The organism is Microbacterium sp. CFSPD4_SD4 (assembly GCF_057364585.1).
The window spans coordinates 82,004-100,089 of the sequence record NZ_JBNFOC010000002.1 but is presented as its reverse complement, the minus strand read 5'-3'; the positions used below and the strand labels follow the sequence as shown (position 1 = coordinate 100,089).

Below are 18,086 nucleotides of genomic sequence, written 5' to 3'. Positions count from 1 at the left end.
ACGGCGCCGGAGGGGCACCCCTCCGGCGCCGTTCTTGCCTCACCACGCACCCATAGAGAAAGCTGCAGGCGATGGCCTTCACACACTCCGACACCGCTCACCGCACGACACCGTTCTGGGTGGTGGCGGTCGCGTTCCTCCTGGTGATGGCGTATTCCACTGTCCCCACACCGCTGTATCCGCTGTACCAGCAGCTCGACGGGTTCCCCGTCTCGGTCGTCACCGTGGTGTTCGCGGCCTACGCGGTCGGCGTCGTCGCGAGCCTCTTCCTGCTCGGTCACGTCAGCGACTGGATGGGCAGGCGCCGAATGCTCGTCATCGCCATCCTCATCTCCGCGCTCTCTGCGGTGCTGTTCATGGTGTTCACCGACGTGCCGGGTCTGCTGGTGGCCCGCGTCGTCAACGGCGTCAGCATCGGCGTGCTCACCGCGACGGCGACCGCGCACCTCGGTGAGCTGAGGGCTCGCGCTCGGCCGGATGAGAACGCCATCGTCGCGGCATCCGTCGCCGGCGGCGCAAACCTCGGAGGCCTCGCCCTCGGCCCCCTCATCGGTGGGCTGTTCGCGGACTTCCTGCCGGACCCGCTGCACCTTTCGCACACCGTGTTCGCGATGGTCCTCATCCTCCTGGCCATCGCGGTCGCGCTCGTCCCTGAGACCGTTACCCCAACTCTGCGCGCGTATCGTCCGCAGAAGGTCGCGGTCCCCGCTGCATCCCGTGGGCAATTCATCGCCGCCGCCTTCGCTGCCTTCGCCGGGTTCGCGCTCTTCGGGCTGTTCACCTCTCTTGCGCCCTCGATTCTCGTCGGCATCTTCGACGAAGACGGCCATCTGATGGCCGGCATCACGGTCTTCCTGGTCTTCGGGTCCGCCGCGGCTGCTCAGGTGCTCCTCGCTCGCGTCGCGCGACGCACTCAGCTGCTGTTCGCCGCCGTCGCCTGCGGTATCGGGCTGCTCGCCATCGCCGGTGGAGCTCTCGCACCGTCGCTCGCCCTGTTCCTCCTCGGCGGGATCATCGGCGGGGCGGGCGTCGGCGCCCTGTTTAAGTGCGCGCTGGCCACGGCATCCGAGATCGCGGAACCGGGTCGCCGGGGCGAGACGCTCGCCGCTATGTTCCTCGTCGCCTATTGCGGCCTGGCCATCCCGGTCCTCGCCATCGGCGGCGCCCTGACGGTGCTGCCGCAGATCACCGTGCTTCTGGTGTTCGTCGTCCTTGTGGGAATCGTGACGGTGGCCGCCGCGCTGAGGATGCGCCGCATCGCCCGCTGAACAGTGAAGGGCCGCCGGGTGGATCCCGGCGGCCCTTTCGATGCTGACACGGCTCAAACGGCGCGACGGATCACTCCTGCCAGAGCCTTGGCGAGGCCCTCAGTTCCGCTGTCGAGGCGGTGGCCGTTGAGGAAGAACGTCGGCGTCCCGTTCACACCGCTGCGGATGCCGCCTTCCTCGTCGGCGCGGATCCGAGAGAGGTATCGGCCCTCGGTCACGGCCGTACGGAGTTCGTCCAGCGGCAGGCTGAGGCGCTCACAGATCGTCGCGTAGAGGTCGGGGCCCAGCTGCTGCTGGTGTTCGAACAGCAGGTCGTGTGCCTCCCAGAACTTCCCGTGCTCGGCGGCGAACTCGGCGACGAAGGCGGCGTCGACCGCCTCCGGGTGAACCTCAGCGAGAGGGAAGTTCCGGAAGACGAAGCGTACCTTCCCCTCGTAGGCGGCGAGCAGCTCCTTGACCACGGGATACGCGGCACCGCAGTAGGGGCACTGGTAGTCGCCGTACTCGACGAGGACCACCGCCGCGTCGGCGGGGCCCGAGGTGTGGTCGTGCGGGGAGACAGGAACGCGAAGTGAGGACATCGTCCTCTCCTTTCAGTGGTGGGTGAGTGTGTCGAGGGCGTCGAGAACCCCGTCGACGCCAGGATTGACGGCGACGGGGGCGAGGTAGCTCCAGGCGATGATGCCCGCGGAGTCGATGATGAAGAGGGCCCTTCGGGCTTCGCCGACGGTGTCGTCGTATGCACCGAAGAGTCGGGCGACCGCCCCCTTCGGCTCGAAGTCGCTGAGCAGCGGAAAGTGCAGTGAGTGGGCCGAGGTGAACGCCTCGTGCGACCACACGTTGTCGACGGACACGGCGACGACCTGAGCGCCCCGGGCGCGGATCAGCGGCAGAGCCTCGTTGATGACGGACAGCTGGTCACCGCAGACGGGGCTCCAGTCGGCAGGGTAGAACGCGAGGACCACCGGGCTGCCGAGGAGCTCATCCGAGCTCAGCGACTGGTCGGCGGTCACCCGGAGAGTGAACTGTGGTGCGCGTTCTCCTGGTTGCAGGATCTCTGGCATGGTCGGCCCTTTCTGTGCGTACTCTCACTGTGCTCGCGAGGGACCGGACTTCCGTAGGCCGAGCGTTCGAAGGTCATCCGACATGTGTCGAACCGGCGGTACTCCGCCGGCGTTCGACCACGACGGCCCCGATGAGGACGAGCGCCGCAATCGCCGCACCGGCGAGCGTATCCACCACGCGTTCGTCCGCGACCTCGCCGATGGACTGCCCCGCGGCGGACGCGAGGAGCACCGCCATCGGAGTGACCGCGGCGAGAGCCCAGGTCAGGTTCCGGCGTATGAGGAGCTCGAAGGCGAAGATCAGCCCGGCGGCCCATGCGATGCGCGCGAACCCCTGGGGCTCGATGACCGCGAGGACGACGACGAGGATGATGGCGACGCCCGTGCCGATGAGCCGTTGTACGCCGCGCAGGGCCGCGGAGTGGACGTCGGCGTCTTTCTGCAGGATTCCGAGGCACGCCAGCATCACCCACGCCGCATGGTGCAGGCCGAGGAACGCGCTGACTGGTACGGCGAGCACCGCGGCCACGGCGATGCGAGCGACGACCACGCGCACCGATGCGGAGACCGCGAAACGCCAGTGGGTGCGTCGCTCGAAGATCTCGTGGTCGCTGGCCCGGATGGACGGCACCACGAGGGGCAGCACCACGACGAGGTAGCCGACAAGCGCACCGCCGGCAAGGGAGGCGATGACCTCGAGATAGCTCATCCCGGCTCCGCCCTTGGCTATGGGCGCGACGAGTTGACCGGCGGAGCCCGTAATGAGAACGAGGAACAACGCACCCGGCGGACCGACCGAGAGAGCCTGCGCGAGGAACGACCCACCGATGGCGATGACGGACATGGCGACGAGGCCGGGGATCAGCGCGGTGCCCAGAAGGGCGCCGATGCTCGCAGCGACCAGGAGAGCGGCGGCGATGAGAGGCAGCGCGACCGCGCGTTCTCTGCGCGACCGGTCCGGGAGATGCAGCACGATGAGGGCGCCGATGGAGGCGACCGATCCCCAACGCGGTTCGCCGACGAGCAATCCGAGGAGAGGTGGAACGGTGATGGCGGTCGCCGCTTGCAGCGCACCCGGCCACTGATGGGTCGCTGGGCGGAGGGCGAACAGTTGCCGCCAGATGGCTGCGTTCACTCAGCGCCGAGCGCGTCGAGCTCTGCGGCGGAGGGCGCGAAGAACACCGAACCGGTCAGGGCAGTCGAGAAGTCCAGCAGCCGGTCGTGCATCCCCGCCGGCTCTCCGACGAACATCCGCTCGAGCATCTGCTGGATGACCCAGAGGTTGCGGCTGTATCCGAGGAAGTAGGTGCCGAACTCGCCCGCACCCGGGCTGCCGAAAGGCATGTTGTCGCGGATGATGTCGTGCTCGACTCCCTGTTCGTCTTCGATGGTCGCCAAGGACTTGTGCGACTGTTGGCCCGCGGGGGCGTCATCCAGCTCGATGCCGTCCACCTTTGTGCGCCCTAAGATCCGCTCCTGCGTGTCGACGGGCAGCGAATCCCACGCGGCCATCGCGTGAACGTACTTCTGGGTGACGACGTAGGTACCGCCGGCGTGGGCGGGGTCCTCGTCGCCTACGAGCACTGCCTCGTCGACTTCCGGTCCGACAGGGTTCGCCGTTCCATCGACGAATCCCAGTAGGTCACGGCGGTCGAAGGAGCGGAAGCCCACGGTCTCATCGATGACCTGTACTGCAGCCCCGAGGTCGCTCAGCAGTCGCTTCTCGAAGAAGAAGCAAACATCGGCACGCTCTGCTCTGATGTGGAAGAGGAGGTCGCCTTCGGTGGCGGGGGCCGTGTGTACCGCACCGACGACGGGGGTGAACGCACGCAGCTGGGCTGGCAGGGAGCTCCCCATCAGCGATTCCCAGACGCTGCTGCCGACGCCGACAGTGCATGTCAGTGCGGCATCAGGGAACCGGAAGGTGATGGCCTTCATTGAATCCGCGAGGTCGGCTAGGACGTCGCGCACGGTGTCTATGCCGTTTGGCGCGATGGTCACGACCAGGAAGACCGCGTTCGCGGTGAGTGGGGCACCCGGCGCCTGCGTCGGACCCGTTTCGGCACTGTTCATCGCCCGCCTGCTTCCTCTCACAGTGGTCATCTGCTCCATCCTGACGGCGCATGGGGCGATCCTCCTCCGACACGTGACGAGAGTGGATGCGACGCTCGACGCCCGCTCCGGCGTGCGCGGCAACCCTGCACGAACTGTCCATAGGGGACTGAACGGACGTCGCAAGGACACGGTCTCCACCGGTTCTACCGTGAGTGCCACACGACCTGAACGGAGACATCATGGACGCCATCGGCCGCGAGGCACTCACCGGAATCCAGCAACTCGAACGCGAACTCATCGTGCGTGACTTCGTCGCGCTCCTCAACGACCGGGCACACACCGAGCTGCACCCGTTCCTCGCGGAGGACGTCGTCTATCGGCCGTCTGCGAGCAAGAGCGTGTGGGGACGCCCCGCCGTCACGCGGATGATTGCCGATCTGCACGAGAACTTCGACCAATGGACCACCGACCTCCAGTCCGTCGCGGTCTGCGGCGACACGGTGCTGACCGAACAGCGACTGCGGCTGCGGCTCCCCGGTACGTCGACAGTTGAGGTGATGGGGTTCGCGAGCTTCCGCCTGGCGGGCGCGCAGATCAGCGCATGGAACCAGATTCACGCGTGAGCTGTGCCTGAGAGCGCGCTAGGCGCTTTCCATGCCACTCGCGCAGAGCCTTCCTCGAGTTGACGCCTGACTTCGCGTAGATATGGCGGATGTGCGAGACGACCGTATGGGGCGACATGAACAGCGCGTCCGCGATCTGCTGCGTTGTCGCACCGGCGGCTACGCGCTCGAGCACTTGCTGCTCGCGCGGTGAGAGCATCTGCGGATCGGCTTGTGAGTGCGCACGCCGGCGCACTCCGAGATGCCGGAGAGACTGCAGTACCCGGTTGACGTCGCGATGCGCTCCGGCGTTCTCGTAGATCGCGAGCGCTTCGTCAAGCGCCGATATGGCCGGTTCCGCATTGGTTTGCACGGCCCCGACGAATTCGAGGACCAGAGCGAGGATGAGCGGTCTGTCCAACTGCCGAAAGGTTGTCGCGGCCTCAGACAGGAGGTCCGCGTCACGAGCGTGGCAGCCTTCGGCGGCCTGAAGAATGGCCCGGCAGTATGCGCTGTCGGGATTGCGGTCGTACCGGGACCGGGCTCGCGTGATGACCTCCTGAGCGAGTCCATCATCATCGGACCGGATCGCCACTTCCATGAGGAGAAGGTCGTCCGCGAAGTCGGAGGGGGTGGTCATCGCAGGGATGGGGTCATGAAGCGACTCCCGCGCCAGTGCACTGTACGCCACCGCGTCGTCCACATTGCCGTCGTTCAGAGCTCGCAGGACGAGCATCCACTGGCCCGCCCGCACGACACCACCGCCGGACGCCAGAGCCACGACGATGGGCTCTGACTGCTGACGCAGAGCGGTGTCGCCGGTGCGGAGCGCAATCCGGAACAGGACGATGCCAGCGGTCGCATTCGCGAAGTCACCGAGTCCGAGTTCGCCAGCAAGAGAGAGCACCGACTCGGCTTGCAGCTTCGCCTCGTCCAGTCGGCCGAGATCATGCAGGACGCGGGCGCGAACCATCATCCAGTAGGCCTCGGCGACTGCGGCTTTGGACGCGAGCGCGGAGCGCAGCCCCTCGTCCACCAGTTCGAGGGCGTGGGTGACGTCGCCCTTCGAGCTGCGGAGGAACGCGTCCCACAGCCCTTCCGGCACCCATCGCGCCGGATCGAGCCCGGCGAGAGCAGCGCGCTTCGACGCCGCCTGCATGAGGGCGACCGCGTCATCGAACCGATTGCTGTTGAACGCGTACACGGATTCTGTCGCGTCGACCGTGGCCAGCGCCTCGTGGTCGATGTCGGGGTCGGCGACCTCGCGCGCGAGCGTCAGACTGCGAGTCAGCTCGACGAAGTCGGCCTTGTTCGCGCAGTTCAGCGCGCGCACAGCGAGGAGATCGGCTCGTGTCGAGCGCTCGATGTTTCCCAGCGCGAGCGCCTCATCACAGGTCGCGATGGCTTGGTCGAACGAGGACTCGGTCTGGCGACGGGCGGCACCGAGAAGGATGCGCGCGCGGGACTCTGGTGAGAGATAGGGCGTGAGGGCCTGCGTCGCGTTGTCCGCCTCGGTATCGCGTCCGTCGGCCCAGAGGTACGGCAGAAGCTCGGTGCTGGCCTCCGCCAACGCGGGGATGTTGTTGGCGAGGCGAAGTGCCGCCGCCGCAAGGTCGGCGGCCTGCGAAGTGTCGGACGCTGCCAACTGCTGTGCGGCATCACGGATCAGAGCAAACGACTGCTGGTCGCCGGGTTCCGCCGCCTCCACGAGCGCCGCGGCGACAGCGGAGGCCGGCTCGCCGGAAGCGAGACGCAGGTGGGCCACTTCCCGAAGCATGACTTTGCGGACGGATGCGGGGATCGTCGCCTCGACGGCTTCTCGGATCGTGTCGTGGACGAAGGCGAGCGTCGTCCCGTCTTCTGTCAAGAAGTCAGCGCCCAGCAGTTCCCGCACCACGGGCATCGAGGTCACAGCGGTGGCGCCGGTCGCGGTCAAGACGTCGGACAGGCGGAACCTTCTGCCGAACAAGCTCGCAACCTGCGCGAATGTCAAAGCGTCGTCAGAGAGGTGAGCGACGCGCTGTCGTGACGCCGCCCCAAACCTCGCGGGAACGTTGGTGCCGACAGCATCCACGACACCGTCATGAGCCTCGAGGAGTGCCTCCTCTTGGAGGCCGCGCACGAGTTCGACGACGAGGAGCGGGATGTGCGAGGTCCGTTCGAGAGCGGCTTCGAGCTTGGGTCCGAGGGCCGCGCCAGCGAGGTCGGAGGCGATTTCGAGCGCAGCGTCGGCCGCGACGGGCTCGAGATCAACGACCGTGCCGGTGCGCTCGACATACTCGGCGACTCGCGCGTGCGCTGCCCGGAATTGCCCGGACCGGCTGGCAAGCACCCACGCGACTGGCTGATCCGCCAGCGCGGCCGCTGACCGCAACAGGATCCCGACCGACGCGGCGTCCAACCACTGCAGGTCGTCAATGACGATGACCGTGCCTCCCGCGGTAGTCGCCGCCGACTCCACTCTGTCGGTCAGGAGGCGCGTAATCCAGTACTGCGCTTCCCCCGTGCCGAGGACCGGTCGCAGTTCCTCCTCCGTCACCAGGGGTGGAGTGCCACGCAACATCGCCTCGGTGAGCGCACCCAGGGGGACTGCGCCGGAGTCGACATCGGGGGTGACGGTGAGGGTGGACCACCCCTTTTCATCGGCGAACGCGAGAATCTCCGCGAGGAGTCGAGTCTTTCCCATTCCGGCGCGCCCACGGATGAGCGCAGGAGTGGGCGCGCCCGTGAGAGACCGGTTGATGGACGCGATGAGGGCCGAAGTGATGTCGTCGCGTCCGCGCAGGGGGGTGCTGGCCGCGGTGGGGGAACCGGCCAAGAAGGCGCGGTCTGACGCAACGGCGTAGCCGGAGTGTCGGTCGTGCATCCCCCCATTATCCCGAAGCGACGTTGCGCGTTCGTTTCGAGGTGATGTGCATATGTCGAAGAGGGGATGTGAACGCTCCCACCCATACCTACCGTTGAGGTCGCTGCCGCCATCTGGGTGGTACAAGTTGGGCCTCCTCGACATCGATATGTCGTTCCTACGCTGAGGCCGAGGGCGCGAGTGCTGGCCCGAGAAAGGATCACGATGCATCGGTGGGGCGACGTCGTAGGGAGACGTGCATGAACCTGCAAACACTCGTGGATGACCTCGCGGAAGACCTCGGTCGATCCGTGGTCATCAACGACGCGCAATACCGCCCTATGGTCTCCAGCGCGCAAGGGGAGGAGATCGATGAGCTTCGTGCTCGCGGACTTCTCGGACGTGCAACGCCTCCGCGCGAGCGCGCGTATCTGGAGAGCATTCATCTGTCCTCCGCCAAGCGGCCGCAGACCGTGAATCTCGACCAATTCGGTGCACGCGAACGTCTGGCCGTGCCGATTCGCTCCGATGACGCGCTGCTCGGAGTCATGTGGCTCATCACGGGCGGGCTCCCGCCGCTGACATCCGCACAGTTTCGCGCCGTGGACGCGGCAGTGGACATCGCGCGCGACTATCTCGCCGCGGAGCAGGACGCGACACCCGCGCGATCCACACGCGAAATGGTCATCCGTGGACTTCTCGCTCAGGATCCGGTCGCCAGACGGGACGCGCTGAGCACCGCTGTCCGCACTTACGGGGTATCGCGCAGCTCGGCAACCGTCGTTCGTGCCGTGTCCGTCGGGCATGACACATCCGTCGTGCAGCGCGCGTCGCTCGGACGGGCCCTGGAGAGCGTGGCCAAGACCACACTCATGTTCATGGGCGAGATCGGAGCTGCCCTGCTGTTCCTGGAGCGTGCGAACGATAATGCGCGAACAGACGACCTCGTCGCGGCCGAGGCCGCGCGCGCCGGCGTGCTCTTGCGAGCAATCGGGTCCGCTCACCTGACCGAGACGGACATCGACGTGCGGCCCGTCGCTGAGCGGGCGGTCGCGACGGCGGCGGTCGCTGAGCTCCTGCCTGATCTGGGCAAGAGCCTGCGCGCCGAGGACGTCGGTCCCTGGCTGCTCATTGCTGATGTCGTCTCAGATCCGAACCGGCTGCAGTGGTACTCGCCAGCCGCGTACACCCTGATCCATGACGCGGACCCGCTGCGCCGGCAGACCATCGAGACTCTCCTCGACCACGCCCACCAGATCAAAGTCGTGTGCGAGGAACTGCACATCCACCGCACGACGCTCTACTACCGATTGGAAAACATGCCACAAGTGGTGAAAGACGCAATGGATGACGGAATGAAACGCAGCGCACTACACCTGGGCTTGAAACTTGCGTCGTACTGGGAGAACGCAGGTCACATCCAATGAGGGCACGAAGCCGGCAAGTTCAGACCAGCGACGGTGTGACCCTGGAGCTGTACGACACAGGTGGGAACGGCGTCCCGCTCCTGATGCTCCACGGGTGGTCACAATCGCAGGAGATGTTCCGGCACCAGCGTGAGGGACTCACCGAGCGCCGCGTCATTACCTATGACGCGCGCGGACATGGAAGGTCAGAGAAGCCCTGGCGTGGACACCGTATCGCCCGTCTCGCGGCCGACCTCCGAGACATCCTCGACGAACTCGACATCCAGACCGTCGACCTCCTCGGCTGGTCGATGGGCGTCTCCGTCATCTGGTCCTACCTCGAACTCTTCGGAGACAGCAGAGTACGCAGCATCGTGATGGTGGACCAACCAGCCGCGGTCGTCGCGCAACTGTGGATGAGCCCACAAGAGCAGCAGTCCGCGGGCTGCATCCTGCCGCCGGACGGGCTCGGCGCGCTCGCCAATGCCATCGCTGATGATGCTGGTGGCGAAGCGGCGGTGCGTGCTTTCGTGCGGAGCATGTTCACCGGGCCCGTCAACGACGACCTCTGGGCGTTCGTGTCCTCGGAGGTCGCTCAGACGCCGCGTCGAGTTGCCGCGCCACTCCTGTTCGACCACGGCGCGCAGGACTGGCGGGAAATGCTTCCGACCATCGCCAAGCCCACCCTCGTGCTGGGTTGTGATGGCAGCCATGTCTCCCCGGAATCGCAGCGTTACGTCGCATCGCGTATACCTGGAGCGCTCGTGCACATCTTCCCGCGGGATGTAGCAAGCTCCCACTTCCCATTCCTGGAAAACCCGGAGGCGTTCAACGATGTCGTCCGCGTCTTCCTTGACGCGAACGGGGTTTCCGACACCCGTCCAGTCAAGTAACGACAACGCGTAGGAGCGGGGGCACGGTCCCCGCTCCTAGCGTGGGATGGAACCCGGAGATCTCGGGGACTGAGGGAGTGAAGTATGCGCGAGAAGCCGACCGTCGTGATGGTGCACGGTGCGTTCTCTGATGGAGCGAGCTGGTCGCCGGTGGCGATGCGGATAATGGGGGCGGGCATCGAGGTGCGTGTTCCCGCCATCTCGAACCGGAGTCTCGCGGCGGATGCGGCGTATGTGCGGTCGTTTGTAGAGAACATCTATGGTCCTGTCCTGCTGGTCGGCCACTCCTACGGCGCGACCGTCGCCTCCGTCGCGGGGACTGCCGAGAACGTCCGCGGGCTGGTATTCGTGGCCGGTTTCATCCTCGATGTGGATGAGAGCGCAGCCGACCTGCGTCAGCGCTTCCCGGCATCGGACGCCGCAAACTTCTTCGACTACCGGCCCTACGCCACTGCAGACGGCGCGACCCGGCGCGAGGTGTCCGTCGCCATCGACGAGTTCCCCTTCCTCGCTGCCCTCGGCATCCCGGCCGATGAAGCTGCCGTCTTCGCCGTCACCCAACGGCCGCTGGACGCCGCGGTGCTCGACGAGAGGGCCACGCACGCAGCCTGGCGCTCACGTCCGACGTGGGGCATCGTTGCTACCGCCGACCACATCGTCAACCCGGACGTTGTGCGTTTCGGCCTCGAACGAGCCTCAGCACTCGAGGTAATCGAGCTACCAGGTCCGCACCTCATCATGCACACCCATCCTGGTGACGTCGCAAGCTTCATCATCGACGCGGCCAACGCGGTTCCCTGACTTTGGCTTCGGTGCTGACGTGACCGTCGCCGCGCCCCGGACGCGTGTGTCCTCGCGTTCGGGGCGCGATGGGCCATTGGCGCCGCTGAGGGTTCCGGCATTCCGAGTGCTGTGGGTCGCCGGGTTCGTCAGCAATATCGGCATCTGGATGCAGACTGTCGGCGCCCAATGGCAACTCGTTGCCGACGACAGCTCACCTGTTGTCGTCGCCCTCGTGCAAACGGCCTCAGCAGCGCCCGTGTTGCTACTGGCGCTGCCATCGGGAGTGCTTGGCGAGTTCCTGAATCGTCGCACGGTGATGCTCGTCACGCAGGTCGTGCAATTGGGGGCGTCACTGGCATTGGTAGCGATGTCGGCTGGGGACGATCTCCCAGCGAGCACACTCCTCACCCTTACGTGCGTGCTCGGTGCTGCGTCCGCCGTGCAGATGCCAGCAGCACAGTCAGTCATCTCGGACATCGTGCCGCGCGAGCAGGTGGCGGACGCGGCATCACTGTCGTCCATCAGTGTGAACGTCGCGCGCGCGGCAGGTCCGGCAGTCGCCGGGCTCGCCATCGCGCAGTTCGGGATCACCGCAGTGTTCATCGTGAACGCCGCCTCGTTCGTCATCTACTTGGGCGCGCTCATCGCTTGGCGCAACTATCGAGCCCCGCAGACACCGGCTGAGCCTTTCCTGCACGCGATGCGCGAGGGCGTTCGCTTCGTCTTCCGCTCGTCGCTGGTGCGCTCCCTCTGCATCCGCTTGGCGATCTTCCTCGTGCCGGCCAATGCTCTCTGGGCGCTGCTGCCTGTGTTCGCGAAGCGCACGCTCGGTCTCGGCGCTGACGGCTACGGACTGCTTCTGGGCGTCTTGGGCGTGGGCACCATCGTTGGCGCAGTCCTTGCGGGGCCGTGGCGTGCCCGGTGGGGAACGAACCGAGTGCTGTCGGCGTCGACGACCCTCTTCGGTCTCGCACTGTGCGCGCTGTTGTTCATCCGCGACCTCTGGGTCATCTTTCTCGCGCTCGTCGCGGCCGGAGCGGCATGGATCGGCGTCATCGCTACGGTGAGCGCTGTCGTGCAGGCGTCGTTGCCGGAGCGTGTGCGCACGCGGGGCCTGTCGATCTACCAGCTGGTCCTCTACGGGGGCACTGCTGTGGGGTCGGCGGTGAGCGGCGCGTTGGCTGTCGCCGTCGGTACGGACGCGGTCCTCGTCGGCGCCGGCGCGGTCGTCCTTCTCCTGACGGCGCTGCAGGCTTTCCTCCCGCTCGCCGACCAACCGTCCTAGCGTCGGTCTCCCCGGCAACTCGTGCGCGCTGTTGACTCATGGTCGAAGGCTCGTCCGTCAGTTGTCGCACGGGTTCTCGCATCGCCACGCATACGGTGGCCACATGAGCGACTTCTCCGTATCTGCGCACCGCATCGCTGTGGCCGGCGGTTCCATCGGCGGACTGTTCGCAGCCGCCATACTGCATCGGCTTGGGCACGATGTCACGGTGTACGAGAAGTCAGTCCACGGTCTCCGCACGCGAGGTGCCGGACTCGTCGCGCAAGACGAGATCTTCACGGCACTCGACGTTGCGGGCGTCCCGCCAACTGCGGTGTCGGGTGTGACGTCCGTTGAGCGGATCACTCTCGACCTGCGCGGAACGATTCGCTACCGAGAACGAGCCGAGCAGACGCAGTTGTCCTGGGGCCGGCTGTACGACGGTCTTCGCGGAGTGATCCCCGACTCTCGGTACGTCCTGGATAGTCCGGTGACGGACGTCCAGGCAGGCGCAGACGTCATCTCTTTCGCCGCGGGCGCTGAACGACATGAGGCTGACCTGCTCGTCGGAGCAGATGGAGCGCACTCGCACGTGCGTCGCTTCATCGCGCCCGACGGCGGTGAACCGGCGTACGTCGGGTATGCCATCTGGCGCGGCCTCATCCCCGAGGACCTCGTCCCCGCCGGCGCCGCCGACACACTGTTCCGGCGGATGACCTTCTACACGGGGCCGGGGGAGCACGCTCTCGGGTATCTCGTTCCTGGGCCGGACGGTCAGACCCAGCCAGGCAGTCGCCGATACAACTGGGTCTGGTACCGCTCGCTGAGCTCCGTTGACCTATCGGCGTTGATGACTGCCTCCGGTCGCCCGTCCACATCGACCTCCCTCGCCCCGGGGCAGACACCGCTCAACGTCACGACGAACCTCGCTGAGACTGCCCGCCATCGCCTGCCACCGCAGTTCGCCGAAGTGGTCGCTATGGAGCCTCGGCCCTTCCTCCAGGGCGTGCTCGACTACGTTGCTCCCCGGCTCACCCGAGATCGCGCAGTGCTTCTCGGGGACGCGGCAGCGGTGGTGCGTCCGCACACCGCGATGGGCGCGGCCAAAGCCGCCGGCGACGCGCTTGCTCTCACCCGTGCGCTTCACTCATCGCCCATCGACGCTGCACTCGTCTCGTACGGCGAGCAGCGGCTCCCGGTGGCCAGGGACATTGCGCGGTACGGAATGAGGCTTGGCGAACAAATGCCCCTATGACCTAGCGGCGGTCAAGCGCTCCTGGATGAAGCGCTGGAGGACGACGGCATGGTTGACCGCAGGATCGTGGGCTGCGTAGATCAGGGTGACTGTGTCGTGCGCGTGGACGACGTCGAGCAGGTGCTCAACGGCCATGGTGTTCTCCTCCAGTTCCGCGTCGTACCGAGTGGCGAACTCCGCCATGCGTTCGGGGTCATGGTTCCACCACGTCCGCAGATCGGGGGACGGCGCGATGTCTTTCAGCCACTCGTCGAGAGCGGCACGTTCCTTCGACACGCCCCGCGGCCACAGGCGGTCCACGAGGATCCGGTAGCCGTCGCCTGTGGAAGCTGCGTCATATGCGTGCTTGATGAGGATGTTCGGCATGAGTGGCCTTTCGTGCGGGGCTCAGGCGAAGGCTGTCTCGCGGGCGCCTGAGTTAGTGGTGAGCACCTCGAAGCCTGGTTTCGGGGACTGGGTGGTCATCGTATGGAACGGCAAAGAGGGCACTTCGAAGTTATGGACCCGCATCTGGATCTCACCGATTTCATCCAAGCGCAGGTGAGAGTCGAAGTCCGACGGGCGAGCAACCTGGTGCAGCTCCCACAGCTTCATGAAGTCCTGATCCGCTGACAGCTCACGAACGATCTCGTCGTACCGCGCGGAGGAGCGGTCTCCGAGGAAGCGGAGGGTCGCGACACCCCGCGCCGCCAGTTCCTCCCAGTTCACGATCTGGCGCTTGTTCTCGGGAGCGAAGTGGACGACAACAGCGTTGGCCCCGGGGCTGATGGCCCCGGCACTCAAGGAGTGCATGAGTTCATTGACAGCGACGATGTCGAGGTTCCCGTCGGTGATGTACGCCGGGATATGTGCCCACGTGTCGAGAAGTTCACGCATGATGTAGGTCTTCTCGGGCGGGATCATCCGCCGCTGCTCATCGACCCTCCCGGTGAGGCGATTGACATACTCGACGCACACATCGTCCAGATTCAGCGCGCGGGCGAGAGCGCGAACGACCTTGGTGGAGGGATCTGCTCCCCGTCCCTGCTCGAGCCGGATGTAGTACTCCACGCTGATGTCGGCGAGCATCGCCACTTCTTCCCGCTTCAGTCCGGAGACTCGTCTGCCGTCAGCCGGATGAAGGCCGACGTCCACCGGCCGGACGTGCGCGCGCCGCGCACGCAGAAAGTTCCCCAGAACACTCTTGTTACCGCTCACCGATCTCCCTGAATGCAACCAATTTCCCTCCCTGCACGTCGTGGTGCAAGGAGTACGGACGCTTCACCGTACGAAAGACGAGGGCACGCCCACATCACCTGTCCGGACGCTCCGTATCCCCTCAAGAAATGTCGTGCTCGGCGTGCCACCTCTCGGGTTCGGATAGACGTAGCAACGGGAGTCGGCAATTGTCGGAGGCGTCGCGGACGCCCGAAAGTTACCGTGAATGCAGTCGCCACATCGTCGAGGCGCAAACTACCCACCAGTCGCGCGGGCTTGCTCGTTCGACGACATGACAAAGGACTCATCATGGGATACATCACCACCGAAGACGGCGCAGAGATCTACTTCAAGGACTGGGGCGACAAGAACGCCCAGCCCATCGTGTTCCACCACGGCTGGCCGCTGTCGTCCGACGACTGGGACGCACAGATGCTCTACTTCCTCTCGAAGGGCTACCGCGTCGTCGCCAGCGACCGCCGCGGCCACGGACGTTCGTCGCAGATCAGCACCGGCCACGACATGGACCACTACGCCAGCGACGTGAACGCCGTCGTCGAGCACCTCGACCTGAAGAACGCCATCCACATCGGCCACTCCACCGGCGGCGGCCAGGTCGCTCGCTACGTCGCCAAGTACGGTCAGCCCCAGGGTCGTGTCGCCAAGGCCGTGCTCGTCTCCTCGGTTCCGCCCATCATGCTGAAGTCCGACAGCAACCCCGAGGGCACGCCCATCGAGGTCCTCGACGGTTTCCGTTCCGCTCTCGCCGCCAACCGTGCCGAGTTCTTCCAGGCCGTGGCGTCGGGTCCGTTCTACGGCTTCAACCGCGACGGTGTCGAGGTGTCCGAGCCGGTCGTCGCGAACTGGTGGCGTCAGGGCATGACGGGCAGCGCGCTCGCTCACTACGAGGGCATCAAGGCCTTCTCCGAGACCGACCAGACCGAAGACCTCAAGGCCATCACGGTCCCCGTTCTCGTCATGCAGGGCGACGACGACCAGGTCGTTCCCTACAAGGCCGCCGCGCTCCTGCAGCACGAGCTCCTCCAGAACTCTGAGCTGAAGCTGTACGCCGGCTACCCGCACGGCATGCTGACCACGCACGCCGACGTCATCAACCCTGACCTCCTCGCCTTCATCCAGAAGTAAGAAGCGGCGCAGTAGAAGAGGTGCACCCGGGATCCGGGTGCACCTCTTCTGCATTCTTGGAAGGAAGAATGCGGCGTCCTGACGATACTGTTCGTCTGGGGACAACGCCTTCGCGACCTGGATCCAGGTCATCGCGTCTCTGCTGTCGGTGATCCTTGCTCTGGTCGGATTGGTCATCGCACGCGACGCCAGCCGCGAGGCTCGCTCCAATCGTGACTTCCAGCTCGACCGGTCTGTCGGAGACGAGTTCGCCATCGCCGTGTCGGCGTTGTCGCTCGCCGGCCGCGAAGACGGGCCGGCGCGGTCGGACTTCGCCCGTCAGTACGGTGACGCGGTGCGATTGTGGAGTGACCGCGTGACGTCTCCTCGCGCGCAACGTCAGCGGGGCGAGGTCGAGGCGTTCCTCCGGAAGCTGGGTCACACCACGGAGCAGTTGCTACCCGCACTGCCGACCGGGCATGGAACCGATTGCGCGCACGGAGTAAGAATTCACCCTCGCTCGCGCGCAACGCGTCACGAGGGAATGGGCATACCCGGAGCAACGCCGCAACGTCATCGTCGAGGTGTTGGAAGACCATGTTGACGAGCTGGCGGAGCCGCGCTCCAGCCCGGACGTGCAGGTGCAACGATGGTTGCTCGTCTCGGACCCGTCCGACAACAAGGTCACGCAGCGGGCACAGTCGGTTCGGGTGGGATGGCTGATGTTTGTCGACGATGTTCGCCGTCGCCGACTAGGGCGAACCATTCGGGAATGGTTCGTCCATCAGCGATTCGCGCGACGGGAGATGCGCGCGTATAGGGCTGGCGTCCGCGCCGCTCGTGGGCCGGTGCCGCCGCCGTCGGTGATCGAGAATACGCCGGCAGGCTGACGATTCTGCCTGAGGTCCAAGCCGCCTCACGGTCTGGCGCTCCCGGGTCTCACTACGCTCGACAGCACCACTCGATCTGGGGAGCACTCATGGGAGGTCCTGTTTACCGTCTCGGCTCCAACCGCGGCGTTGCCGTTGGGATCGAACGCGGCATAGAGATCGGCCCGAAGATAGCTGCCGTCGCGGCCGTGCAGCGCCGGCTCCAGATCGCGACCAGCGCTCTGAAGGCCGTCCAGCAGGCAACACCTGCCGTCCTCCGCGCCATGAGAACATGCCGCGCGACGAAGGTCGTCGACGCGGCCGCATAAGCGTCACGCCGTCCCGGATCTCCGGGATGGAACACGCGCCGCACTCAGATGTAGGAGCTTCTCCTCGCTCGCGGCGCGAGGTGGCGGACCGCTGTCACGACGAGGCCGACCAGCGCCGCGCCGAGGGTTGGGGCGACGAGCGAGAGCCACAACTGCTCGAGCGCGACAGGGCCCCCGTAGATAGCGGTCGCTATCGAGCGGGCCGGGTTGAAGGAGCCGTTCGAGATCGGGATCGCAACGAGCGCCACGACCGTCAACGTAAAGCCGATGGCCAGCGGCGCGAGCGTCTTGTCGGTACGCCGGGCGGAGACAGCGAGGACGACGGCCATGAGCACAGCTGTGGTCACCGTCTCAATCAGGAACGCGGCCTGCCATGATGCACCGCTCGGCGAGAGCGGCCCCCACCCCGTTGATGCGAAGCCGGTCTTCCGAGCGTCCGCGAGGAAACCGGAGCCCGTGCCGGCCGCGACGAGAACAAGTGCGGTGGACGCGAGTAGCCCACCCACGATCTGCGACGCGATGTACGCCGGGACGCGGCGCCACGAGAAGAATCCGGCGGTCGCCAATCCGAGCGTGACGGCAGGGTTGAAGTGGCCGCCCGACACGGGGCCCCAGGCGATGGCGCCGACGAGCACGCTGAGCCCGAGCGCGAAGGCGACGCCGAGGAATCCGATGTTCACCGCGACATCCGACTTCGAAAAGGATGCGGAGAAGGTCGCCGCTCCGATGACTCCGAACACGAGGACGAACGTGCCCGCAGCCTCCGCGGCGACGGCTGACAGAAGCGGAGCGACGGGTGGCTTTCCGAGCGGGTGCGGGTGCAGGCGGCGGCGAAGAGCGGGCTTGGGGCTCGACATGGTCAGGTGTTCCCTTTTTCGGCGGGTGCGGCCGACGATTCTCTCGGGCCGATGAACGTGGTGTGCAACCACTCGCGGTAGCACTTCGACGCTATTGAGAGGTGGGAGAGATGAGCTCAGGAGTGTGTAGAACGCTGGCTCGACGAGTGTTCAGTGCGGGCCCCGCCAGGAGCGAGGGTCGCAAAGTGGCCTCAGATTGCGCGCTGAGTGACGCGACGCCGGACGAGAGCCGGAAACTTCAGTCTGAAGTAGCTCAAGAATGTCCGGAATAGCT

16 protein-coding genes are annotated in these 18,086 nt (G+C 66.1%); 8 read left to right on the top strand and 8 right to left on the bottom strand.

Annotated features, from left to right (window positions below; translation table 11 throughout):
• Positions 1 to 71: 71 nt before the first annotated feature.
• Positions 72 to 1,268, top strand: coding sequence for an MFS transporter (locus AC2W7E_RS04440; RefSeq protein WP_315105341.1), 1,197 nt, complete (start codon positions 72 to 74; stop codon positions 1,266 to 1,268).
• Between the two features lie 53 nt (positions 1,269 to 1,321).
• Here AC2W7E_RS04440 and AC2W7E_RS04435 read toward each other — a convergent pair whose 3' ends face one another.
• From AC2W7E_RS04435 to AC2W7E_RS04420, 4 genes are all read right to left on the bottom strand, one after another.
• A complete protein-coding gene (locus AC2W7E_RS04435; RefSeq protein WP_315105339.1) occupies positions 1,322 to 1,849 on the bottom strand; it encodes a DsbA family protein in 528 nt (175 codons plus the stop codon).
• A 12-nt stretch (positions 1,850 to 1,861) separates the two neighbouring features.
• Positions 1,862 to 2,332 (bottom strand): redoxin domain-containing protein, encoded by a 471-nt coding sequence (locus AC2W7E_RS04430; RefSeq protein ID WP_058630786.1) that lies wholly within the window; start codon positions 2,330 to 2,332, stop codon positions 1,862 to 1,864.
• 73 nt (positions 2,333 to 2,405) lie between these two features.
• Entirely contained in the window at positions 2,406 to 3,467 is a 1,062-nt protein-coding gene (locus AC2W7E_RS04425) for an FUSC family protein (protein ID WP_485988628.1), read from the bottom strand.
• Entirely contained in the window at positions 3,464 to 4,435 is a 972-nt protein-coding gene (locus tag AC2W7E_RS04420) for a Dyp-type peroxidase (protein ID WP_315105332.1), read from the bottom strand. The genes AC2W7E_RS04425 and AC2W7E_RS04420 overlap by 4 nt, the downstream gene beginning before the upstream one ends.
• 191 nt (positions 4,436 to 4,626) lie before the next feature.
• On the opposite strand from AC2W7E_RS04420, the gene AC2W7E_RS04415 reads away from it, so the two are divergent.
• A complete protein-coding gene (locus AC2W7E_RS04415; protein WP_058630789.1) occupies positions 4,627 to 5,010 on the top strand; it encodes a nuclear transport factor 2 family protein in 384 nt (127 codons plus the stop codon).
• Here AC2W7E_RS04415 and AC2W7E_RS04410 read toward each other — a convergent pair.
• Positions 4,982 to 7,855, bottom strand: coding sequence for a helix-turn-helix transcriptional regulator (locus AC2W7E_RS04410; RefSeq protein ID WP_485988627.1), 2,874 nt, complete (start codon positions 7,853 to 7,855; stop codon positions 4,982 to 4,984). The two genes, AC2W7E_RS04415 and AC2W7E_RS04410, sit on opposite strands and share 29 nt — an antisense overlap.
• 239 nt (positions 7,856 to 8,094) lie before the next feature.
• Here AC2W7E_RS04410 and AC2W7E_RS04405 point away from each other — a divergent pair, with 239 nt between their 5' ends.
• From AC2W7E_RS04405 to AC2W7E_RS04385, 5 genes are all read left to right on the top strand, one after another.
• Positions 8,095 to 9,261: a helix-turn-helix domain-containing protein gene (locus AC2W7E_RS04405; protein WP_485988626.1), complete on the top strand. Its 1,167-nt coding sequence runs from the start codon at positions 8,095 to 8,097 to the stop codon at positions 9,259 to 9,261.
• Positions 9,262 to 9,296: 35 nt separating this feature from the next.
• Positions 9,297 to 10,133 (top strand): alpha/beta fold hydrolase, encoded by an 837-nt coding sequence (locus tag AC2W7E_RS04400; RefSeq protein WP_315105325.1) that lies wholly within the window; start codon positions 9,297 to 9,299, stop codon positions 10,131 to 10,133.
• 84 nt (positions 10,134 to 10,217) lie between these two features.
• On the top strand, positions 10,218 to 10,934 hold the full coding sequence (locus tag AC2W7E_RS04395; protein WP_058630793.1) for an alpha/beta fold hydrolase: 717 nt from the start codon (positions 10,218 to 10,220) through the stop codon (positions 10,932 to 10,934).
• 19 nt (positions 10,935 to 10,953) lie between these two features.
• Positions 10,954 to 12,201: an MFS transporter gene (locus tag AC2W7E_RS04390; protein ID WP_193752157.1), complete on the top strand. Its 1,248-nt coding sequence runs from the start codon at positions 10,954 to 10,956 to the stop codon at positions 12,199 to 12,201.
• Positions 12,202 to 12,304: 103 nt separating this feature from the next.
• Positions 12,305 to 13,435, top strand: a complete 1,131-nt coding sequence (locus AC2W7E_RS04385; protein ID WP_485988625.1) for an FAD binding domain-containing protein — start codon at positions 12,305 to 12,307, stop codon at positions 13,433 to 13,435.
• Here AC2W7E_RS04385 and AC2W7E_RS04380 read toward each other — a convergent pair.
• Positions 13,430 to 13,801 carry a DUF488 domain-containing protein gene (locus AC2W7E_RS04380; RefSeq protein WP_058630796.1) on the bottom strand — a complete coding sequence of 124 codons (372 nt, stop codon included), beginning with the start codon at positions 13,799 to 13,801 and terminating at the stop codon, positions 13,430 to 13,432. The two genes, AC2W7E_RS04385 and AC2W7E_RS04380, sit on opposite strands and share 6 nt — an antisense overlap.
• Before the next feature lie 21 nt (positions 13,802 to 13,822).
• Entirely contained in the window at positions 13,823 to 14,632 is an 810-nt protein-coding gene (locus AC2W7E_RS04375) for a helix-turn-helix domain-containing protein (RefSeq protein ID WP_193752158.1), read from the bottom strand.
• Positions 14,633 to 14,941: 309 nt separating this feature from the next.
• Here AC2W7E_RS04375 and AC2W7E_RS04370 point away from each other — a divergent pair, with 309 nt between their 5' ends.
• Positions 14,942 to 15,778 (top strand): alpha/beta fold hydrolase, encoded by an 837-nt coding sequence (locus AC2W7E_RS04370; protein ID WP_058630798.1) that lies wholly within the window; start codon positions 14,942 to 14,944, stop codon positions 15,776 to 15,778.
• A 1,221-nt stretch (positions 15,779 to 16,999) separates the two neighbouring features.
• Here AC2W7E_RS04370 and AC2W7E_RS04365 read toward each other — a convergent pair.
• The gene (locus AC2W7E_RS04365) at positions 17,000 to 17,812 is read right to left on the bottom strand and encodes an aquaporin (protein ID WP_315105312.1); all 813 of its coding nucleotides are present in this window, start codon (positions 17,810 to 17,812) and stop codon (positions 17,000 to 17,002) included.
• Positions 17,813 to 18,086 lie beyond the last annotated feature (274 nt).